This is a genomic window from Kordiimonas lipolytica, from assembly GCF_001550065.1.
This window is the reverse complement of the sequence record NZ_LRUB01000034.1, coordinates 1-16,467: the sequence shown is the minus strand read 5'-3', so window position 1 is coordinate 16,467 and position 16,467 is coordinate 1. Positions and strand designations below refer to the sequence as shown.

At 55.1% G+C, this 16,467-nt stretch carries 17 protein-coding genes and 1 pseudogene; 16 read left to right on the top strand and 2 right to left on the bottom strand.

Features of this window, described 5'->3' with window-relative positions; all coding sequences use genetic code 11:
* The first annotated feature begins 158 nt into the window (after positions 1–158).
* The 12 genes from paaG to KORM41_RS17735 all read left to right on the top strand — a co-directional run bounded on the left by paaG (position 159) and on the right by KORM41_RS17735 (position 10,676).
* Entirely contained in the window at positions 159–950 is a 792-nt protein-coding gene (paaG, locus tag KORM41_RS17790; RefSeq protein ID WP_068151469.1) for a 2-(1,2-epoxy-1,2-dihydrophenyl)acetyl-CoA isomerase PaaG, read from the top strand.
* Between the two features lie 3 nt (positions 951–953).
* Positions 954–1,385: a hydroxyphenylacetyl-CoA thioesterase PaaI gene (paaI, locus tag KORM41_RS17785; RefSeq protein ID WP_068151467.1), complete on the top strand. Its 432-nt coding sequence runs from the start codon at positions 954–956 to the stop codon at positions 1,383–1,385.
* 19 nt (positions 1,386–1,404) lie between these two features.
* Complete coding sequence (pcaF, locus tag KORM41_RS17780) at positions 1,405–2,610, top strand: 3-oxoadipyl-CoA thiolase (protein ID WP_068151464.1); 1,206 nt, start codon at positions 1,405–1,407, stop codon at positions 2,608–2,610.
* 13 nt (positions 2,611–2,623) lie between these two features.
* Positions 2,624–3,913, top strand: a complete 1,290-nt coding sequence (gene paaK / locus KORM41_RS17775) for a phenylacetate--CoA ligase PaaK (protein WP_068151461.1) — start codon at positions 2,624–2,626, stop codon at positions 3,911–3,913.
* A 146-nt stretch (positions 3,914–4,059) separates the two neighbouring features.
* Positions 4,060–5,061, top strand: coding sequence for a 1,2-phenylacetyl-CoA epoxidase subunit PaaA (gene paaA, locus KORM41_RS17770; protein ID WP_068151458.1), 1,002 nt, complete (start codon positions 4,060–4,062; stop codon positions 5,059–5,061).
* A gap of 14 nt (positions 5,062–5,075) precedes the next feature.
* Positions 5,076–5,360: a 1,2-phenylacetyl-CoA epoxidase subunit PaaB gene (paaB, locus tag KORM41_RS17765; RefSeq protein ID WP_068151455.1), complete on the top strand. Its 285-nt coding sequence runs from the start codon at positions 5,076–5,078 to the stop codon at positions 5,358–5,360.
* Between the two features lie 11 nt (positions 5,361–5,371).
* Positions 5,372–6,148: a 1,2-phenylacetyl-CoA epoxidase subunit PaaC gene (gene paaC / locus KORM41_RS17760; RefSeq protein WP_068151452.1), complete on the top strand. Its 777-nt coding sequence runs from the start codon at positions 5,372–5,374 to the stop codon at positions 6,146–6,148.
* A 2-nt stretch (positions 6,149–6,150) separates the two neighbouring features.
* The gene (gene paaD, locus KORM41_RS17755) at positions 6,151–6,654 is read left to right on the top strand and encodes a 1,2-phenylacetyl-CoA epoxidase subunit PaaD (protein ID WP_380084364.1); all 504 of its coding nucleotides are present in this window, start codon (positions 6,151–6,153) and stop codon (positions 6,652–6,654) included.
* A gap of 15 nt (positions 6,655–6,669) precedes the next feature.
* Positions 6,670–7,740: a 1,2-phenylacetyl-CoA epoxidase subunit PaaE gene (gene paaE, locus KORM41_RS17750; RefSeq protein ID WP_068151450.1), complete on the top strand. Its 1,071-nt coding sequence runs from the start codon at positions 6,670–6,672 to the stop codon at positions 7,738–7,740.
* A 298-nt stretch (positions 7,741–8,038) separates the two neighbouring features.
* Positions 8,039–8,749: a TonB-dependent receptor gene (locus KORM41_RS17745; RefSeq protein ID WP_068151446.1), complete on the top strand. Its 711-nt coding sequence runs from the start codon at positions 8,039–8,041 to the stop codon at positions 8,747–8,749.
* Complete coding sequence (locus KORM41_RS17740) at positions 8,750–10,342, top strand: TonB-dependent receptor (RefSeq protein WP_068151443.1); 1,593 nt, start codon at positions 8,750–8,752, stop codon at positions 10,340–10,342. It abuts the gene before it with no gap.
* Positions 10,343–10,445: 103 nt separating this feature from the next.
* Positions 10,446–10,676 carry a hypothetical protein gene (locus KORM41_RS17735; RefSeq protein WP_068151440.1) on the top strand — a complete coding sequence of 77 codons (231 nt, stop codon included), beginning with the start codon at positions 10,446–10,448 and terminating at the stop codon, positions 10,674–10,676.
* A gap of 118 nt (positions 10,677–10,794) precedes the next feature.
* Here KORM41_RS17735 and KORM41_RS17730 read toward each other — a convergent pair whose 3' ends face one another.
* Together KORM41_RS17730 and KORM41_RS17725 are read right to left on the bottom strand one after the other, a co-directional pair.
* A complete protein-coding gene (locus tag KORM41_RS17730) occupies positions 10,795–11,640 on the bottom strand; it encodes a hypothetical protein (RefSeq protein ID WP_156432044.1) in 846 nt (281 codons plus the stop codon).
* Between the two features lie 200 nt (positions 11,641–11,840).
* Entirely contained in the window at positions 11,841–12,416 is a 576-nt protein-coding gene (locus tag KORM41_RS17725) for a hypothetical protein (RefSeq protein WP_068151435.1), read from the bottom strand.
* Positions 12,417–13,621: 1,205 nt separating this feature from the next.
* Between KORM41_RS17725 and tnpA the strand changes: the two genes are divergently transcribed.
* The 4 genes and pseudogenes from tnpA (at position 13,622) to KORM41_RS17705 (ending at position 16,399) form a co-directional block, all read left to right on the top strand.
* Positions 13,622–14,026, top strand: coding sequence for an IS66-like element accessory protein TnpA (gene tnpA / locus KORM41_RS17720; RefSeq protein WP_197421011.1), 405 nt, complete (start codon positions 13,622–13,624; stop codon positions 14,024–14,026).
* Positions 14,023–14,370: an IS66 family insertion sequence element accessory protein TnpB gene (tnpB, locus tag KORM41_RS17715; protein ID WP_068146674.1), complete on the top strand. Its 348-nt coding sequence runs from the start codon at positions 14,023–14,025 to the stop codon at positions 14,368–14,370. Before tnpA ends, tnpB begins: the two co-directional genes overlap by 4 nt.
* Positions 14,371–14,454: 84 nt before the next feature.
* A pseudogene (gene tnpC / locus KORM41_RS17710) lies at positions 14,455–16,040 on the top strand (IS66 family transposase).
* A complete protein-coding gene (locus KORM41_RS17705) occupies positions 16,037–16,399 on the top strand; it encodes a DUF3024 domain-containing protein (RefSeq protein ID WP_068146672.1) in 363 nt (120 codons plus the stop codon). Before tnpC ends, KORM41_RS17705 begins: the two are co-directional and overlap by 4 nt.
* Positions 16,400–16,467: the final 68 nt, after the last annotated feature.

Genomic DNA, 16,467 nt, shown 5'->3' with positions numbered 1-16,467 from the left:
CTTTCGCTTTGCATCGCTGCGGCGAAATGACACACATAGATATTGACAAATCATGATGCGCCGTCAATAAAAGATTGAACGGTCGGTCAATAAATGATCAACTTGGGAAGATTTGCAGCTTTCGTCACGGGGGACGAAACTGAGGGAAGGGAAGCCCTATGGAATATACGGCGATCACATTCGCGGTAGAGAACGGTGCCGCGCACCTGACGCTTAATCGTCCTGACAAATTGAACTCTGTAACAGCCGTGATGCTGCGTGAAATTTGCCACGCGCTTGATGTTGTGGAAACAGACTCTGACATTCGGGCTTTGTTGATTACGGGTGCGGGGCGTGGCTTCTGCGCCGGGCAGGACCTGAACGAACGGGCTGTCAGCTCGGGTGGCGAGCGCCCGGATCTTGGTGCCACGGTTCGCGACGGTTATGCGCCGATGATCACGCGTCTATATAATCTGCCTGTGCCTACGGTTGCGGCAGTCAATGGTATTGCGGCGGGCGCGGGCGCGAATATCGCCTTGGCCTGTGACATTGTCCTGGCGGCTGAAAGCGCTAAGTTCGTGCAGGTCTTCAGTAATATCGGCCTGATCCCGGATACGGGCGGCACCTTCATCCTGCCGAAGCTTATTGGAATGGCGCGGGCCAAGGCGCTTGCCATGCTTGCGCTTCCTGTGAAGGCCGCAGAGGCCGCTAATATGGGCATGATCTGGAAAGCGGTCGCCGACGACAGCCTGATGGCTGAAGCCAACGAGCTTGGAGAGACGCTGGCGCAGCGCCCGACACTTGGCCTCGCGCTTACCAAGAAGGCCTTCCATGTAAGCGCCAAAAACAGCCTGCAGGAACAGCTCGCATTGGAGGCGGAGATGATGCGCCAGGCCGGCTATTCCGACGATTACGCAGAAGGTGTTTCGGCCTTTCTGGAAAAACGCCAACCCAACTACAAGGGAAGCTAGGGCGTGAGTTTCGAAAAGCAGGAACTGGCGCGGCGATGCGCCAATCATCTTCTGCCGCGTGCGAAGATGGATGGGCTGATGGATATCCGGATGCTGGATGTCGGGCCGGGATACGCCAAGCTATCCATGGTGGTGCGCGAGGACATGCTGAATTTTTACGGCACAGCGCACGGCGGTGCGGTTTTCAGCCTTGCTGACAGTGCCTTTGCCCTGGCTTGCAATACTACAGGGTTCATGACTGTGGCGTCTGGTTGCTCGATCGAATTCCTGCGCCCAAGCCAGCCAGGCGATGAGTTGACGGCCGTCTGCCGCTTAAGCGGCGACGCCGGAAAGTCGGGCATTTACCATACTGAAATTTTTAACGGCGATGATGAGTTGGTGGCCAGCTTTACAGGTAGGGCTCACCGAACATCTACGCCGATTGATTTAGACTAGGTCCGCGGAAGGGAAACCAATGAAGGACGCATTTATTTGTGATGGAGTAAGAACGCCGATTGGCCGATACGGTGGCAGCTTGTCTGCGGTCCGTGCTGATGATCTGGCGGCGGTGCCCCTTGCGGCACTGAAGGCGCGCAACGGTGGCCTGAAAACGGAAGAACTGGATGACGTCATTCTTGGCTGTGCCAACCAGGCGGGTGAAGACAACCGCAATGTTGCGCGCATGGCCGCCCTGCTGGCGGGGTACGGCGAAACAGTTTCCGGTACAACGGTGAACCGGCTTTGCGGTTCTGGCATGGATGCCGTGGCCATTGCGGCCCGCGCGATCCGCACCGGCGAAGCCCAGACCATTGTTGCGGGCGGTGTGGAAAGCATGAGCCGGGCGCCTTTTGTAATGCCGAAAGCCACCCAGGCCTTTTCCCGCAATGCCGAAATTTTCGATACCACCATCGGGTGGCGGTTCGTGAACCGGCTGATCAAGGAAAACTGGGGCATCGATTCGATGCCGGAGACGGCAGAAAATGTCGCGGCGGAATTTGATATTTCGCGCGCTGATCAGGACGCGTTCGCGGTGCGCAGCCAGGAAAAGGCAGCCAAGGCCCAGGAAAATGGCCGCCTGGCCCAGGAGATTGTCGGGCTGGATGTGAAAGTGAGCCGCAAGGAAACGCGTTTTGTCGACAAGGATGAGCATCCCCGCGCAGGCACCACCATTGAAAGCCTGCAGAAGCTGCCAACGCCTTTCCGCGCTGATGGCAGCGTTACCGCCGGGAATGCCTCGGGCGTGAATGATGGAGCATGCGCGCTGGTGATCGCCTCTGAAGAGGCGGCGGCTTCACAAGGGCTGACGCCTATGGCGCGGGTGGTTGCGACAGCCACAATCGGCGTGCCGCCGCGTATTATGGGCATTGGCCCTGCGCCGGCCACGGAAAAAGTTCTGAAAATCGCGGGCCTAAGCCTTGACGATATGGATGTGATCGAGCTCAATGAAGCGTTTGCAGCCCAGGGGCTCGCGGTAATGCGCCAGCTTGGCCTTGCGGACGATGATGCCCGGGTCAACCCGAACGGTGGGGCGATCGCGCTTGGTCACCCACTTGGTATGAGCGGTGCCCGCCTTGTTCTGACAGCTGCGAAAGAGCTCCAGAATACTGGTGGCCGGTATGGCCTGTGCACCATGTGTATTGGTGTTGGTCAGGGTATTGCCATGATCATTGAGCGCGTTTAAGGGAGAATTCGTCATGTCTGTCAAAGAAGATGCGATACTGAACGCCTCCCGCGATGAGCTTCAGGGCCTGCAGCTTGAACGCATGAGATGGTCGCTGGCGCACGCCTATAACAATGTGCCTTTCTACAAAAAGTCCTTTGATGAGGCGGGCGTACACCCAGATGACCTGAAAAGCCTGAGTGACCTTGCTAAATTTCCCTTCACGGTGAAGCAGGACCTAAGGGACAATTACCCTTTCGATATGTTTGCTGTGCCGCGGGAAAAGGTCGCGCGTCTGCATGCCTCAAGCGGTACGACCGGCAAGCCGACCGTGGTTGGCTATACCATGAAGGATATCAATACATGGGCTGATGTTGTGGCGCGGTCGATCCGCGCTGCGGGCGGCAAGGCTGGTGACATGGTGCATGTGGCCTATGGCTACGGGCTGTTTACAGGTGGCCTGGGCGCTCATTACGGCGCGGAACGCTGTGGCTGTACCGTAGTGCCCATGTCGGGTGGGGCTACGGACAAGCAGGTTCAGCTGATCCAGGATTTCAAGCCGAGCATCATCATGGTGACGCCGTCATATATGCTAGCATTGGCGGATGGGTTTGAGCGGCTGGGCATTGACCCTGCTTCGACTTCGCTCAAGATCGGTATTCACGGTGCAGAGCCCTGGACGGCTGAGATGCGGCAGGAAATTGAGGCTCGTTTCAATATTGACGCCGTCGACATCTATGGCCTGTCGGAGGTGATGGGCCCCGGTGTAGGGCAGGAATTCAGGTCCACGAAAGACGGCCCGACTCTGTGGGAAGACCATTTCTATCCAGAGATTATCGACCCTGAAACCGGTGAAGTGCTGCCGGACGGCGAAGAGGGTGAGCTTGTCTTTACGTCCCTGACCAAGGAGGCGCTGCCGATCATCCGCTACCGCACGCGGGATTTGACGCGCTTGCTGCCGGGCAGCGCCAGCACCATGCGCCGCATGGACCGTATCCGGGGTCGCAGCGACGACATGATGATCATTCGCGGCGTGAATGTGTTCCCGACCCAGATTGAGGATCTCATCTGTCAGGATCCACGGCTTGCGCCGCACTATTACTGTGAAATCAACCGCACGGGGCGGATGGATACGCTGACCGTGGTGACCGAGGTTTCGGCGGGCGTAACGGGTGACGAAGACAAGGCCGCTGCCGCTGTGTCGCTGCAGAAAAAGATCAAGGATCTGATCGGCGTGTCGACAAAGATCGACCTGCGTGAGCCGGGCGGTGTGCCGCGTTCTGAGGGCAAGGCCCGTAGAGTGGTGGATAACCGAGGGAACTAGGCAGAGTGAAGTAAGGGCTTCATTTTTTAAGTATATTGACCGACCGGTCGATTAATTATAAAATGAAGAAAATGTCGCGCTGATTGAGCACCTGACCGAACTTCTAAGGTGCCGCTGGAACAAAGCGAAAGCAAAGAGGCAGTCAAATGTACACAACCGACCTACGGACCAAAGAGCAGAAGCAGAAGGACCAGCAGGAGCAGCTGGCTACTGTGACTGAGGATGACGCTGCCTTTCAGGAGCGCATTGACGATGATCAGTTCATCGAGCCAAAAGATTATATGCCAGAGGCCTACAGGAAGACTCTGATCCGTCAGATTGCGCAGCATGCGCATTCCGAGATTGTCGGCATGCTGCCGGAAGGAAACTGGGTAACCCGCGCGCCATCGCTGCGCCGTAAGCTTATCCTGATCGCCAAGATCCAGGATGAAGCCGGCCACGGCCTTTATCTTTATAGCGCTGCAGAGACATTAGGCGTTGCGCGCGATGATCTGGTGCAGGAACTGCACGAAGGCAAGGCCAAATATTCCACGATCTTCAACTATCCGTCGCTGAACTGGGCCGACATTGGCGCCATCGGCTGGCTGGTGGATGGCGCGGCCATTACCAACCAGATTCCGCTGTGCCGGACAAGCTATGGTCCATACGCGCGGGCGATGGTTCGGGTATGTAAGGAAGAAAGCTTCCATCAGCGCCAGGGCTATGAGCTGATGATGGCCATGGCGAAGGGCTCTGAAGCGCAGAAAGAAATGGCGCAGGACGCGCTGAATCGCTGGTGGTGGCCGTCCTTGATGATGTTCGGGCCGCCAGATGCGGAATCGACCCACACGGCACAGTCCATGGCCTGGAAGATCAAGCGTTTCACTAATGACGAGCTGCGCCAGCGTTTCATTGACGCGACCATACCGCAAGCCGAGGCGCTGGGTCTGACTGTTCCCGATCCCGACCTGAAGTGGAACGAAGAACGCGGCCACTATGATTACGGCGAGATCGATTGGGATGAATTCTGGGCGGTGGTGCGCGGCGAAGGCATCTGTGCCCGCGACCGTATCCGAGACCGTGTCAACGCCTATGAAGATGGCGCTTGGGTTCGCGAAGCCGCGGAAGCCTATGCCGCCAAACAGAACCAAAAAGCCGCAGTAGCATAAGCCGGGAGAGTGAGATGAGTAACCAGTGGGATCTTTTTGAAGTGTTTATCCGTTCCAAGAACGGCACCTCGCACAAACACGCCGGCAGTATCCATGCGGCAGACGCGCAAATGGCCATAGACAACGCGCGGGACCTTTATACCCGCCGGGGCGAAGGAACCAGCATCTGGGTTGTGCGGTCCAAGGATGTGACAGCCTCTGACCCAGGTGAAGCTGCCGCGCTTTTCGAGCCAGCAGAGAGCAAGATTTATCGCCATCCAACCTTCTATGACATCCCCAAAGATGTCCCGAATATTTAAGGGGTGGACAGATGACGCAGAAAGCAAATGACACAAAGGCTGCCCTTTTGGAGTATGTGCTGGGTGTGGCTGATGACAGCCTGATCCTGGGGCAGCGTGTTTCTGAGTGGCTTGGTCACGCACCGGCCATGGAGCTTGATATTGCATGCTCCAACCTTGCCCTGGACCTGATCGGTCAGGCGCAGCTCTATTATGAATATGCCGCCAAACTTCAGGGCGAGGGCAAATCGGCCGACGATCTCGCTTTCCTCAGAGACGGTCATCATTTCCGTAACCACCTGCTGGTGGAGCAGCCCAACGGTGACTTCGGGCAGACAATTGTTCGCCACTATCTTTTCATGATGTTCCACCTGAAGCGCTCGGAACTGCTGGTTGGTTCAGACGACAAGGAGCTGGCGGCAATCGCGGCGAAAACCGTGCGCGAGCTTGAATATCACCTCCGCTTTTCAGCCGACTGGTTCCGTCGCCTGGCTTTGGGCACGGACGAAGGTAATCGCCGTATCCAGGACGGTCTTGAAAATCTCTGGTCTTTCACTTTTGAGATGTTCAAGGATGTACCCGCAGAGACGCCGCTTTATGAAGCGGGTACCGTGCCGCGGCCATCCGGGATTGAGGCGGGCTGGAACGCGGCAGTTGCAGACCTGTTGCAGGAAGCTGATATCAGCCCGTCTGCCCGGAAAGCTGCGCCCACGAAAGGACGCATCGCGGGGCACCACACAGAACATTTGGGGCACCTGCTTGCAGAAATGCAGTTCCTGCAGCGCGCCTATCCCGGCCTGTCCTGGTGACCATGATGACCGCAAGCCCCCAACAAGATGCCGCCTTTGGAACCGAACAGCACGTTTGGCAAGTGCTTGAAGGCGTGCCGGACCCGGAGGTGCCTGTGCTTTCGGTTGTGGACCTGGGGCTTGTGCGCAGCGTGGAGATTGCCGGTGATGCAGCTGTGAAGCTGGAAGTGACGCCGACCTATTCCGGGTGCCCGGCCACCAGCCTGATTACCGCCGCGATCGAGCTTGCGCTTCAGGATGCTGGCTACACGGTGGAAACGGCAACGGTCTTGTCTCCCCCATGGACGTCGGACTGGATGTCCGAAGAGGGTCGGCGCAAGCTGAAGGAATATGGCATCGCGCCACCTTCCCCATGTGGGACGCGCGGTGCAGGCATGACCATTGCCTGCCCCCAGTGTGGTTCAGAGGATACGGCGCTTGTGAGCGAGTTCGGCTCCACAGCCTGCAAAGCCCTTTTCAAGTGCAATGCATGCCTTGAACCTTTCGAATATTTCAAGTGTATCTAAGTCAGGGATCAGTAGATGAAGCATTATCACCCGTTGACGGTTCAGAGTATCGCCCAGGAAACACAGGACACGGTGTGTGTGAGTTTTGCGGTTCCGGAGGAACTGGCGGATACATACAACTATTTGCAGGGCCAGCATGTTGGCCTGCGCAAGAAGTTTGACGACCAGGATATTCGCCGCAGCTATTCCATTGCGTCCAGCGTGCAAGACGGGCGGCTGGATATTGCAGTTCGCAAGGTGGAAGGCGGCATCTTTTCGACCTTCATCAATAACGATCTGAAAGTGGGTGATACCCTTGATGTCTTTCCGCCAGTAGGGACGTTCCGCACGGAACTTGAGCCGTCTGCAGAGCGCACATATGTGGCGTTTGCGGCAGGCAGTGGTATCACGCCGATCTATTCCATCATCAAGACGACGCTTGAGGCAGAGCCAGAGAGCCGGTTTGTCCTGTTCTTCGGCAACCGGAATGGCCGGTCCATCATTTTCCGCAACCGACTTACCGATCTTAAGAACCAGTTTATGGGCAGGCTCAGCGTCTATCACTTCCTCAGTCAGGAAGAAAATGACATCGAGCTGTTCAATGGTCGCCTGGACGGCAAAAAGGTGAAAGACCTTCTTGGGCGCATTGTGCCTGTTGACGCGATTGACGAGGCCTATGTCTGTGGCCCGGGCACCATGATCGAAGAGGTAACGGCTGCGCTTGTAGAAGAAGGTGTTGAGCCTTCCCGTATCCACCATGAGCATTTCGGTGTCACGGACGCTGCCGCGAAGAATGCCGCGCCCCGGGCCAAGAATGCCAAGACCGGCCAAGTCAATCTGACCGTAATCCGAGACGGCGAAAGCTTCAATCTTCAGGTACAGCAAACGGACAAGCCGTTGCTCGATGAAATCGCCGATGGCGGTATTGATGTACCATATTCGTGCAAAGGTGGTGTTTGCTGTACTTGTCGCGCCAAGGTTGTGAAGGGCAAGGCGGAAATGGTGCTAAATTATGGCCTTGAAGAGGATGATGTTAAAAAAGGATTCATTCTTACGTGTCAGAGTTATCCAGTATCTGACAATTTGATCCTAGATTTTGACGCCTGATAAGGCCCGCAAGACAGGATTGGGTCCTGAAGTTAGAATGCAGATATGAGGAGGTTTTTTAATTATATAGAACGAACGGTCAGTCAATGATCGTGTTTCACCAATCGGCCTCGGATGGCACAGCCCCTGTCATCCAATAAGGGGACAGAAGCTGGTTGGGACGTTGGATAGTTTGGAAGGGGAAACGCTCACTACCGGATTGAAGGGAGTATCGCGTTTGAAGCTGCAAGGAAGAGATGGCTGAGAACGTGAATTGGCAACTGAAGAGTTGCCGCCGGTAATGTAAATGGGAAGTGACATGAAACAACTTATGCTTACTGCTTCGGCGTCGGCCTTACTGGCTGCGCTACCTACGAATTATGCCCTGGCACAGGATGAAGATTCCGGCGGGTTCATGCTCGAAGAAATCACTGTAACGGCTCAGAAACGTTCTGAGAGCATGCAGGATGTACCGCTGGCTATCACGGCTATTGCGGGCGACAAACTGCGTGAAGCGAATATCGCGTCGCTCCAGGATGTCGGCAACCGGACACCGGGTATGGTCTTCGCGGCCTTTAGCCCGGGTCAGCCGGAAATCGCCATTCGCGGTATTGGTACCAAGGAAGATGGTGCTTCTGCTTCTGACTCAACCGTTGTATCGATCGATGGTGTCTATATCGCTGCACGTACCGCCCAGGTATTCGATATTTTCGACCTGGAGCGCGTGGAAGTGCTGCGTGGTCCGCAAGGGACCCTGTACGGCAAAAACTCCATCGGTGGCTCGATCAACTTTGTGACGTCCAAGCCAAGCGATGAAACCAAAATCCGTGTCCGCCAAACTGTTGGCAACTATGACACGTTCGATACGGGCGGCATGATCTCTGGTCCTATCAGCGACACATTCTTCGGCAAGTTCGCCTTTTCCCGTCGCAAGCGCGACGGCTACATTGAAAATGTGTTGCCGGGCGAGAACTTCGGCGAAAAATGGGGTGAGCAGAATACGTTCGCATGGCGCAGCCAGTTCCGTTGAGTGCTGAGCGACAATTTCGAAGCGCTGCTTTCCTTTGATGGTGCCGACGACAGCATGGGCGCAACCAACCGTGAACCTGTTGGGTCGGCTGGCCCGCTCCATAACTGTGGCTGTGCATCCGATCCTGTGGCGGTGAACGAAGCGCTTGGTGGTAACACCAGCCCTTGGGACACCCTGGCGGAAACGGAAGGCTATACCGAACGTGATGTGTTTGGTACGCACCTGCAGCTTGACTATGACATGGAATGGGCAAGCTTCATGTCCCTTACGGCCTACCGCGAAAGTGATTTCGACTGGCTTGAGGACTCTGAAGGCCTGCCACCATATCCTGGCCTGATCGACCTGACGGGCAGTTCCGGTAACCCGGGTATTCCGCTGACGGATTCGGCAAGCGAAGGCTTTACGTTCGACATCAATGACTCAGCGCTTGAAACATCCGAACAGTGGATGCAGGAATTCCGCCTGACATCTCCTGGTGGCGAGACGTTTGACTGGCTGGTTGGTGCCTTCTTCAGTAAAGAAGAGATCAACCGGTCCGAGACCTTCGAGTTCACCACCCTTGGCGGCCCTGCTGGTCAGGATGTGGAAACCTCCTATCAAACTCACAAAGGTAAGAGCTGGGCGCTATACGGTCAGGGCACTTATAATGTGAACGAAGACTTGGGCCTGACAGTTGGCATGCGCTATTCCTACGACAAGAAGGAAGGTACAGCTGAAGCCGTTCTGGACCCAGGTATTGGCCTTCTGTTGAAGGCATTTGATGAAGTTGCCTTTGAAGATTCCTGGAAGGACTTCTCCTGGAGGGTCGCGCTGGATTACCGCATCAACGACAACGTGCTGGCATATGCTAACGTGTCCACGGGCTTCAAAAGTGGCGGTTTCACAGGTAGTGCCTCTACGGCTGCAGTTGCAGCCACGCCATTCGGTCCAGAAGAAGCGACCAACTTTGAAGTTGGTTTCAAATCGGACCTGCTGGATCGTCGCCTGCGCCTGAACGTAACGGCTTTCTATACTGACTATAAAGACCTTCAGGTTACCCGTTTCTTCCAGCCTCTGGGCGGTGACTTTGGTGAATTTATCACCGAAAACGCCGGTGAAGCGGATATCAAAGGCCTTGAAGTCGAGTGGACTGCGCTGATTACGCAAAGTCTTGAGTTCGGCGGTTCCTATGCATATCTGGACGCGACTTACTCCAAGTTCCAGGGCACGCCATCCGCGGCAGATCCGGATGCAGTATTTGACGGTAACCGGCTGCGTCAGGCTCCAAAGAACAGTGCCAACGCCTATCTGAACTACACACACGATATGGCCGACAACGGCACGCTGTCGGCAACTGTTGAGTGGCGTCACCAGAGCCTGAGCTACTACGACCCGGACATGAACGATCTGGCGACCATTCCTGGCTACAGCCTTTGGGATGCCCGTCTGGTCTGGAAGTCTGTAGAGGGTAACTATGAAGTATCCCTCTGGGGTCAGAACATCGGCAATGAGGAATACCGGACGCACGTGTTTACACAGCGTGGTGGTCGGATCGCCTTTGCCCAGTATGGCATGCCGCGGACTTACGGGCTGACCTTCACCTACAACTACTAGGCGGACCTACCCTCCCCCCAACCCCCCTAGGTCAGGAGCATATGGTGCCCAGCATCATGTGCTCCTGATCAACTCGTATGGCTGAACAGGGAAGTTGAAGATTATGGAACTAGGTTTGTCTGACCGTGAAAAGGTGCAGATGCGGGCAATGAAGCCGCTGATTGGAAAGCGCGTGAAGATATCTGTCTCTCTCTCGCTTTTCCTGATTGTGGCCTATGCCGCATATGGTTTTCTGCTGACGGGGGATGGCGCGTATGCTGGCACCAAGGTTTGGGGGCAAATGACCCTCGTGTTTCTCGGTATGGTGGCGCAAACGCACCCATCAACTCGGTGATGCAATAGTTCATACCTAATCTGAACTTATTCGACCCTTATTTAGTCTGCCTTTTTCTCAACGATAAAAACCTTGCTGCGTCCTAATATTACGGATTAATAGGTGACTAAATTTCAGTTCACTCCAATAAAAGCAGGCACATTGAGGACAGGCTGGCAATGCTTTGGTCGCGCACCATGGGCTCATCTAGGGCTTCATCCATACAAATTACTACCTGTTCAGCAAGCAACTGGTTTCTGGTCTTATTCACCGCAAACACTATATCTGAAGCAGTGGCCAACTTGTTCGCATATGTTGATTGAACCCATTGGTGGCCTGTCGCTTGTCGTAAGATACCACCGTCGTGCCGACTAGCGTCTTCGCTATAGCTGCCTTGGTTAGAGTTAGCTTCGCGGGGCTGATAATAAGCCTGACTTCTTTTAAGCAATTCTGATAACACTACGTCAGACGGCACTGACAAAGAGTCAGCTGTTTTACCTTCTGTCACCAGTGTTTCTTGAGAGTTGGTTTTATTCCCCATATCACCCTCTTCACGGTTTCCAGCAGGTGGCAACAGATTGGGGTCACCACCTATCTCTTCATAAGACGAACCCGCGACCACAATCAGATCTACCTCAGCAGCCAGGTCCTGCCGGGAAACATCTTCACCGGGCTCCGCTTTCTTTGAAGACTGTGTTTGGCTTTCCAAGGCAGTTGCAGTTGTGTCCTTGTCGGCAGGTTTCGGAGTTACTTGGTTAGATGGCATTAAGTCGGTGCTTTGTGGTGTGGAGTATTCAGAAGCAGTTACATTTTGGAGCCAGAAGACAAAACCAAGAATCATAAATCCCGCGATAGCAATTCTGAACAGCAGACCAGAGAGACCCATCTCCTGTAGGTCTTTTTTCAGAGCATCGCCAAAAGTCATTTGTGCTCTAAGATTAGCCTTAGCTTTCTGGCGCTCAATCCACGATGGCTGCTTGTTCATATAATTACCTACAACTCTTGCTAAAATTTGACCGTCCGGTGGATAGTTCCCAGCCGGAGCTATCATAGCTTTCCTTAATGCTCGCTAAGTCGACGTATGGGAAAAGGTCGGGCCTTTGCTGCCGTTTCCACTACAGCAAAGGACGAGATGTCAACTTTCACCTTCAGTTTTACCTTGTTGGCCCCACATCATCCCACTCATTATCTCTGGCGCGCTGTCAGACCTATTTGGACAAGAAAGTCAAAACTTTGCAGGTGCCCCCGAGCTTTACACCACTCACCAAATGGTGCCCCAAATTCAAATAAATGTGAGTCAACTTTGATTTTGTCAAAACTGTTAAAAGAAGCCTCACCCAAATGTACATATGATGCGAGGGCACTTGCAATCATGTAAACAGCTACTTCTTGATCAACTACTTCCTGAGGCACGATTGTGAGTTGACCATTCCTGATCCCAACAACAATAGGGTTGTATGACCACAAGGCTTCCTTCGCTTTAGTCAAATCCGTCGTGATATTTTGGTTAAGAGTATATCCGTTCTGGAACAGCACATTTTCGTTGTTGGCTGAGACAGTGTCCACCTGCACGCCAAACGGTGCGTGCCTGGTAGCAATCTGCGACTGAAGGGTTGCGTCAGCCTCCATAGCTCTCAGCTGATCGTTTGCAGCTTGTTTTTCAGCAGCAGTACAACTGCGAGAGGCGGCATTCACTTGAGCTGACGCAAATATCAGAGTTAACGACACACCAAATGCACGCCAAGAAACACAATCCCTCATTGGAAAGTCCCCGAAGTAATTCTACCCTAGGGTAGAATGCTAAACGATTAATGGTGTAATTACTAACTAGAAAACTGCAGGCGATTTAAGAGGTCCAGTTTGACCCTGTTCTCAAATTTAGTTTTTCAATGCCATATGATTGTATGCTTTATGGCGTTTTCCAAGAATCATCTGTCTTCTTTGCCATCCAAAAACGCTGCAATTACTTGCCTTACCTCCCTGGCGTTAGGCGGCCTTTGGTCTTGCCAACCAGAGGAAAATCCAAACCATTCATAGGGCCCGGTTGGATTTTCAGCAAGCTCTTTACATCTTCTGGTTGGCGAATAGATATCAGTCCAACCTCTATCGTTGTGGGTTAAGATCACCTGATATCCGGCAGAAAGAGTCGCCAAACCAAGTTCAGGGTTCTTGTTCCCTAGAAGCGCACGGGTTAGGTGGCCCTCTTTGTCCAAGAGTCCGCATTGATCCAATCCCTCAACGATATGCTTACAGGCTCGTCGTGGATCTCGTTTAGGGAATGAAGCTCTGCTTTTCCGGAAGTCAGGACAGCTGCAGGTCATATTTTTTAACGATACCTTGTATGAGCGCCTATCATTCGAATGCGACTGTATTGATAAATCCCGCCCCGTATAATGTAACGGTGCCGTCAGATATAGAGCTGACGGGTCGTGCAACTTCTTTTTGGCTGCAGCCAGCCTTATAGACGTTCTTTTGTCCGTTGTACTAGGTTTCTGGGAGCTGATCCTATCGTAACCCGTGGCAGCATGTACGTATCCAATCACTGCGACGGCAGACAACCAGAGACTAAAAAACAAGCCAATAATACCCAGAATTATACAGCAGATAGCGTAAATGACCCACATTGTGCAGAGAGAGCAATCAGGGCTTCCTCGGGGCGCATTTCTATGATGATACGTACAATAGCCCATCTGGTCTTAGCTCGCGATCTGGTGTTGTGCGTTACCAATGAAGCTACACTATTAGCTGCATGTTTGGAACAAGCCAGGAGCGACAGTTTGGAGCATATCGGCAAGTCGATGTTGTCTTTTGACCTATAAGAAAGTGGTAATCTTAAAAGGTCACGCTCGGTTGGTAAGTCATGATCGCTCATAGGCGATCCGTAAGCGGTGATTTTCCCCCACGTTCCGTATGAGTTCATGATCTGCCACAAGGTGCAGGGAGTGATTTTGTCCATGGGAGGCCATATGGAGCTACAGCGTGAGAGTGATGTCGTTTCGCAGATTGTCATGACGCCGAAGGGTCAGCGGCGATGGCCTGATGAGGTGAAGGCGCGGATTGTAGCGGAGACGTTGAGGGCGGGCGCGACGGTAGATGGTGTTGCTCGGCGGTATGACCTTCGTCCCAACCATCTGTCGACCTGGCGACGCCTGGCGCGACAGGGCAAGCTGGTGCTGCCGGAGGATGACGAGGTCGGCTTCTTTGCTCCTGTCTGTGTGGAGGACGATGCGCCGTCCCGGTCGGGGTCTGCGCCCATCCTGGCTGGCACGGTCGATGTCATCTCGGGCGGTGTTACGGTACGGCTTGACGGTGCAACGCCAGCGGCGCGGATTGCCGAGATCGCCAAGGCGCTCGGAGCTCTTGGGGCATGATCTTCCCATCCAATCGGGTGCGTATCCTGGTAGCGACGAAGCCGGTGGACTTCCGCAAGGGCCACGACGGATTGGCGTCGCTGGTCCAGTCTGAGCTCAGGAAGGATCCTTTCACGGGCACGGTGTTTGTGTTCAGGGCGAAGCGGGCCGACCGGTTGAAGCTTCTCTATTGGGACGGCAGCGGTCTGGTGCTGGCCTACAAGCGGCTGGAAGAGCACAGCTTCACCTGGCCCGAGGTGCACGAGGGCATGATGACGCTGAGCCATGCCCAGTTTGAGGCTTTGTTCGCCGGTCTCGACTGGCGGCGGGTGACGCCGCTCCGGGCGAGGACACCGAAGGTCTGACAAAGTCTCTGGATAGCTGCGGCAGAGTGACTCAGGGAAACAATAATCCTGCCGCTCGGGCCGCTGTTTTGCTATGGTCTGATCATGTTCAAAGAGACCGACCTTCCCGATGATACCGAAGCCCTGAAGGCGATGATTATCGCCCAGGCAGCAGAGCTTGCCGCGAAGGAAGCTGTGATCATCCAGAAGGAAGGCGTGATCTCCGCCAAGGAGGATTGCATCACCCGGCTTGAGGCGCTGGTGAAGGCGTTCCGGGCAGCCATGTTCGGGCGGCGTTCCGAGAAGCTCGATCCGGATCAATATGACCTGGCGCTTGAGGATATCGAGGTTGGGATTGTCGCCATCGCCACCGAAGACAAGACCGCCGCCCAGGCTGTGGAGAAGGTTCGCCAGCCGAAGAGTGAGCGCGCCAGTCTGCCGCAGCACCTTCCACGTATTGATGAGGTCATCGAACCCGAGAGCACTCTCTGTGCCTGTGGCTGCCACATGCATGCGATTGGCGAGGATGTGTCGGAACGGCTGGATATCATCCCGGCCCAGTTCCGGGTGATCGTCACCCGCCGCCCCCGCTATGCTTGCCGGACGTGTGAGGATGGTATCGTCCAGGCGCCTGCGCCAGGCCGCCTGATCCCAGGGGGCTTACCGACGGAAGCCACAGTGGCCCAGGTTCTGATCTCCAAATACGCCGATCATCTCCCGCTCTATCGCCAGAGCCAGATTTATGCCCGGCAGGGCATCAAGCTCGACCGGTCGACACTCGCTGGCTGGGTCGGGCGGGCAGCGTTTGAGCTCAGGCCCGTGTATGACTGCCTGCTCAATCAGCTCAAGCGATCATCGAAACTCTTCATGGACGAGACGCCGGTGCCCGTCCTGGACCCCGGGCGGCGCAAGACCAAAACCGGCTATCTATGGGCGCTGGCGCGCGACGACCGGCCATGGAATGGCGAGGGTCCACCCGGGGTGGCCTTTCTTATGCACCGGGCAGAAGTGGCCAGCATGGTGAGGATATGCTCTCAGGCTTCAGGGGGACACTGCAAGTGGACGGGTATGCTGGCTATAACCGCCTTGCTAGACGGGCGGAGGCGCCGCTCAACCTCGCCTATTGCTGGGCTCATGCCCGCCGCAAGCTGATGGATGTGGCAAAGAACAATGTTGCCCCGATCGCTGAAGAGGGCCTGAAGCGCATCGCCGTCCTCTACCGAATTGAGGCCGACATCCGGGGCCAGAGTGCTGACGTGCGCCTCGCGGTCAGACAAGAGCGTGCCGCACCGCTGATGGACGCCTTCAAGATATGGCTTGACCAAAGCCAGGCGCGGGTGCTGGGCAAATCCCCGCTCGGACAGGCACTGGGCTATATCACCAAGCACTGGGACGGGCTGAGCCTGTATCTGACAGACGGGCGCGTTGAGATCGATAACAACACCGTCGAACGCACGATCCGGCCAATTGCCCTGAACCGGAAGAATGCCCTCTTCGCCGGTCATGATGTCGGCGCCCAGAACTGGGCTGTCATCGCGTCACTGATTGAGACCTGCAAACTTAATGCCGTCGATCCCCAGGCTTGGCTCACTCAGACATTCTCGGCTATCGTCACCGGCCACAGGCAGGCCGACATCGAAGGTCTGCTGCCCTGGAACAGGAAAGTTGCGACAACAGAGGGTGCCCCATGACATTGTCAGCCAATGAAAAGGCCACTATTACCGCGACATGCCAGACCTTTATCGACACCGTCCTAAAGCTGCGCTTCCTGCCGGTCGTCAATCAGACACCCTTCAATTACCCCGTCGATATCCAGGGGAAATGGCATGGCAGCAAGTATCGCTTCCTGCAACGCTACCGGTCGGGCTTTCCTGAGAACCTCGGTGAGGAGTTCGATGCACCCTTCGTTCGCATCGACTGGATCGGCCAAAACAGGTTCGATGTCCAATGGCATCGCCATACCGGCCAATGGTTCCCTGTCCACCAGGGCTTATCGCTCAAAGCCGCCCTCAAGGCCATTGAAACCAACGAGTTCCTCCACCCGGTGTGAACACAATAGCCCGATTGAGAGCAGCGTCACTGGCTCCCATATAGACGTGGGGGAAAATCACCGCTTAC

Bases quoted from the DNA above. Each gene is read 5' to 3' on its own strand.
- KORM41_RS17745 (WP_068151446.1), top strand. From the start codon at position 8,039: ATGAAACAACTTATGCTTACTGCTTCGGCGTCGGCCTTACTGGCTGCG.
- paaG (WP_068151469.1), top strand. From the start codon at position 159: ATGGAATATACGGCGATCACATTCGCGGTAGAGAACGGTGCCGCGCAC.
- pcaF (WP_068151464.1), top strand. From the start codon at position 1,405: ATGAAGGACGCATTTATTTGTGATGGAGTAAGAACGCCGATTGGCCGA.
- paaB (WP_068151455.1), top strand. From the start codon at position 5,076: ATGAGTAACCAGTGGGATCTTTTTGAAGTGTTTATCCGTTCCAAGAAC.
- tnpA (WP_197421011.1), top strand. From the start codon at position 13,622: ATGGAGCTACAGCGTGAGAGTGATGTCGTTTCGCAGATTGTCATGACG.
- paaC (WP_068151452.1), top strand. From the start codon at position 5,372: ATGACGCAGAAAGCAAATGACACAAAGGCTGCCCTTTTGGAGTATGTG.
- KORM41_RS17730 (WP_156432044.1), bottom strand. From the start codon at position 11,640: ATGAACAAGCAGCCATCGTGGATTGAGCGCCAGAAAGCTAAGGCTAAT.
- KORM41_RS17735 (WP_068151440.1), top strand. From the start codon at position 10,446: ATGGAACTAGGTTTGTCTGACCGTGAAAAGGTGCAGATGCGGGCAATG.
- paaD (WP_380084364.1), top strand. From the start codon at position 6,151: ATGATGACCGCAAGCCCCCAACAAGATGCCGCCTTTGGAACCGAACAG.
- paaE (WP_068151450.1), top strand. From the start codon at position 6,670: ATGAAGCATTATCACCCGTTGACGGTTCAGAGTATCGCCCAGGAAACA.
- KORM41_RS17705 (WP_068146672.1), top strand. From the start codon at position 16,037: ATGACATTGTCAGCCAATGAAAAGGCCACTATTACCGCGACATGCCAG.
- paaA (WP_068151458.1), top strand. From the start codon at position 4,060: ATGTACACAACCGACCTACGGACCAAAGAGCAGAAGCAGAAGGACCAG.
- KORM41_RS17725 (WP_068151435.1), bottom strand. From the start codon at position 12,416: ATGAGGGATTGTGTTTCTTGGCGTGCATTTGGTGTGTCGTTAACTCTG.
- tnpB (WP_068146674.1), top strand. From the start codon at position 14,023: ATGATCTTCCCATCCAATCGGGTGCGTATCCTGGTAGCGACGAAGCCG.
- paaK (WP_068151461.1), top strand. From the start codon at position 2,624: ATGTCTGTCAAAGAAGATGCGATACTGAACGCCTCCCGCGATGAGCTT.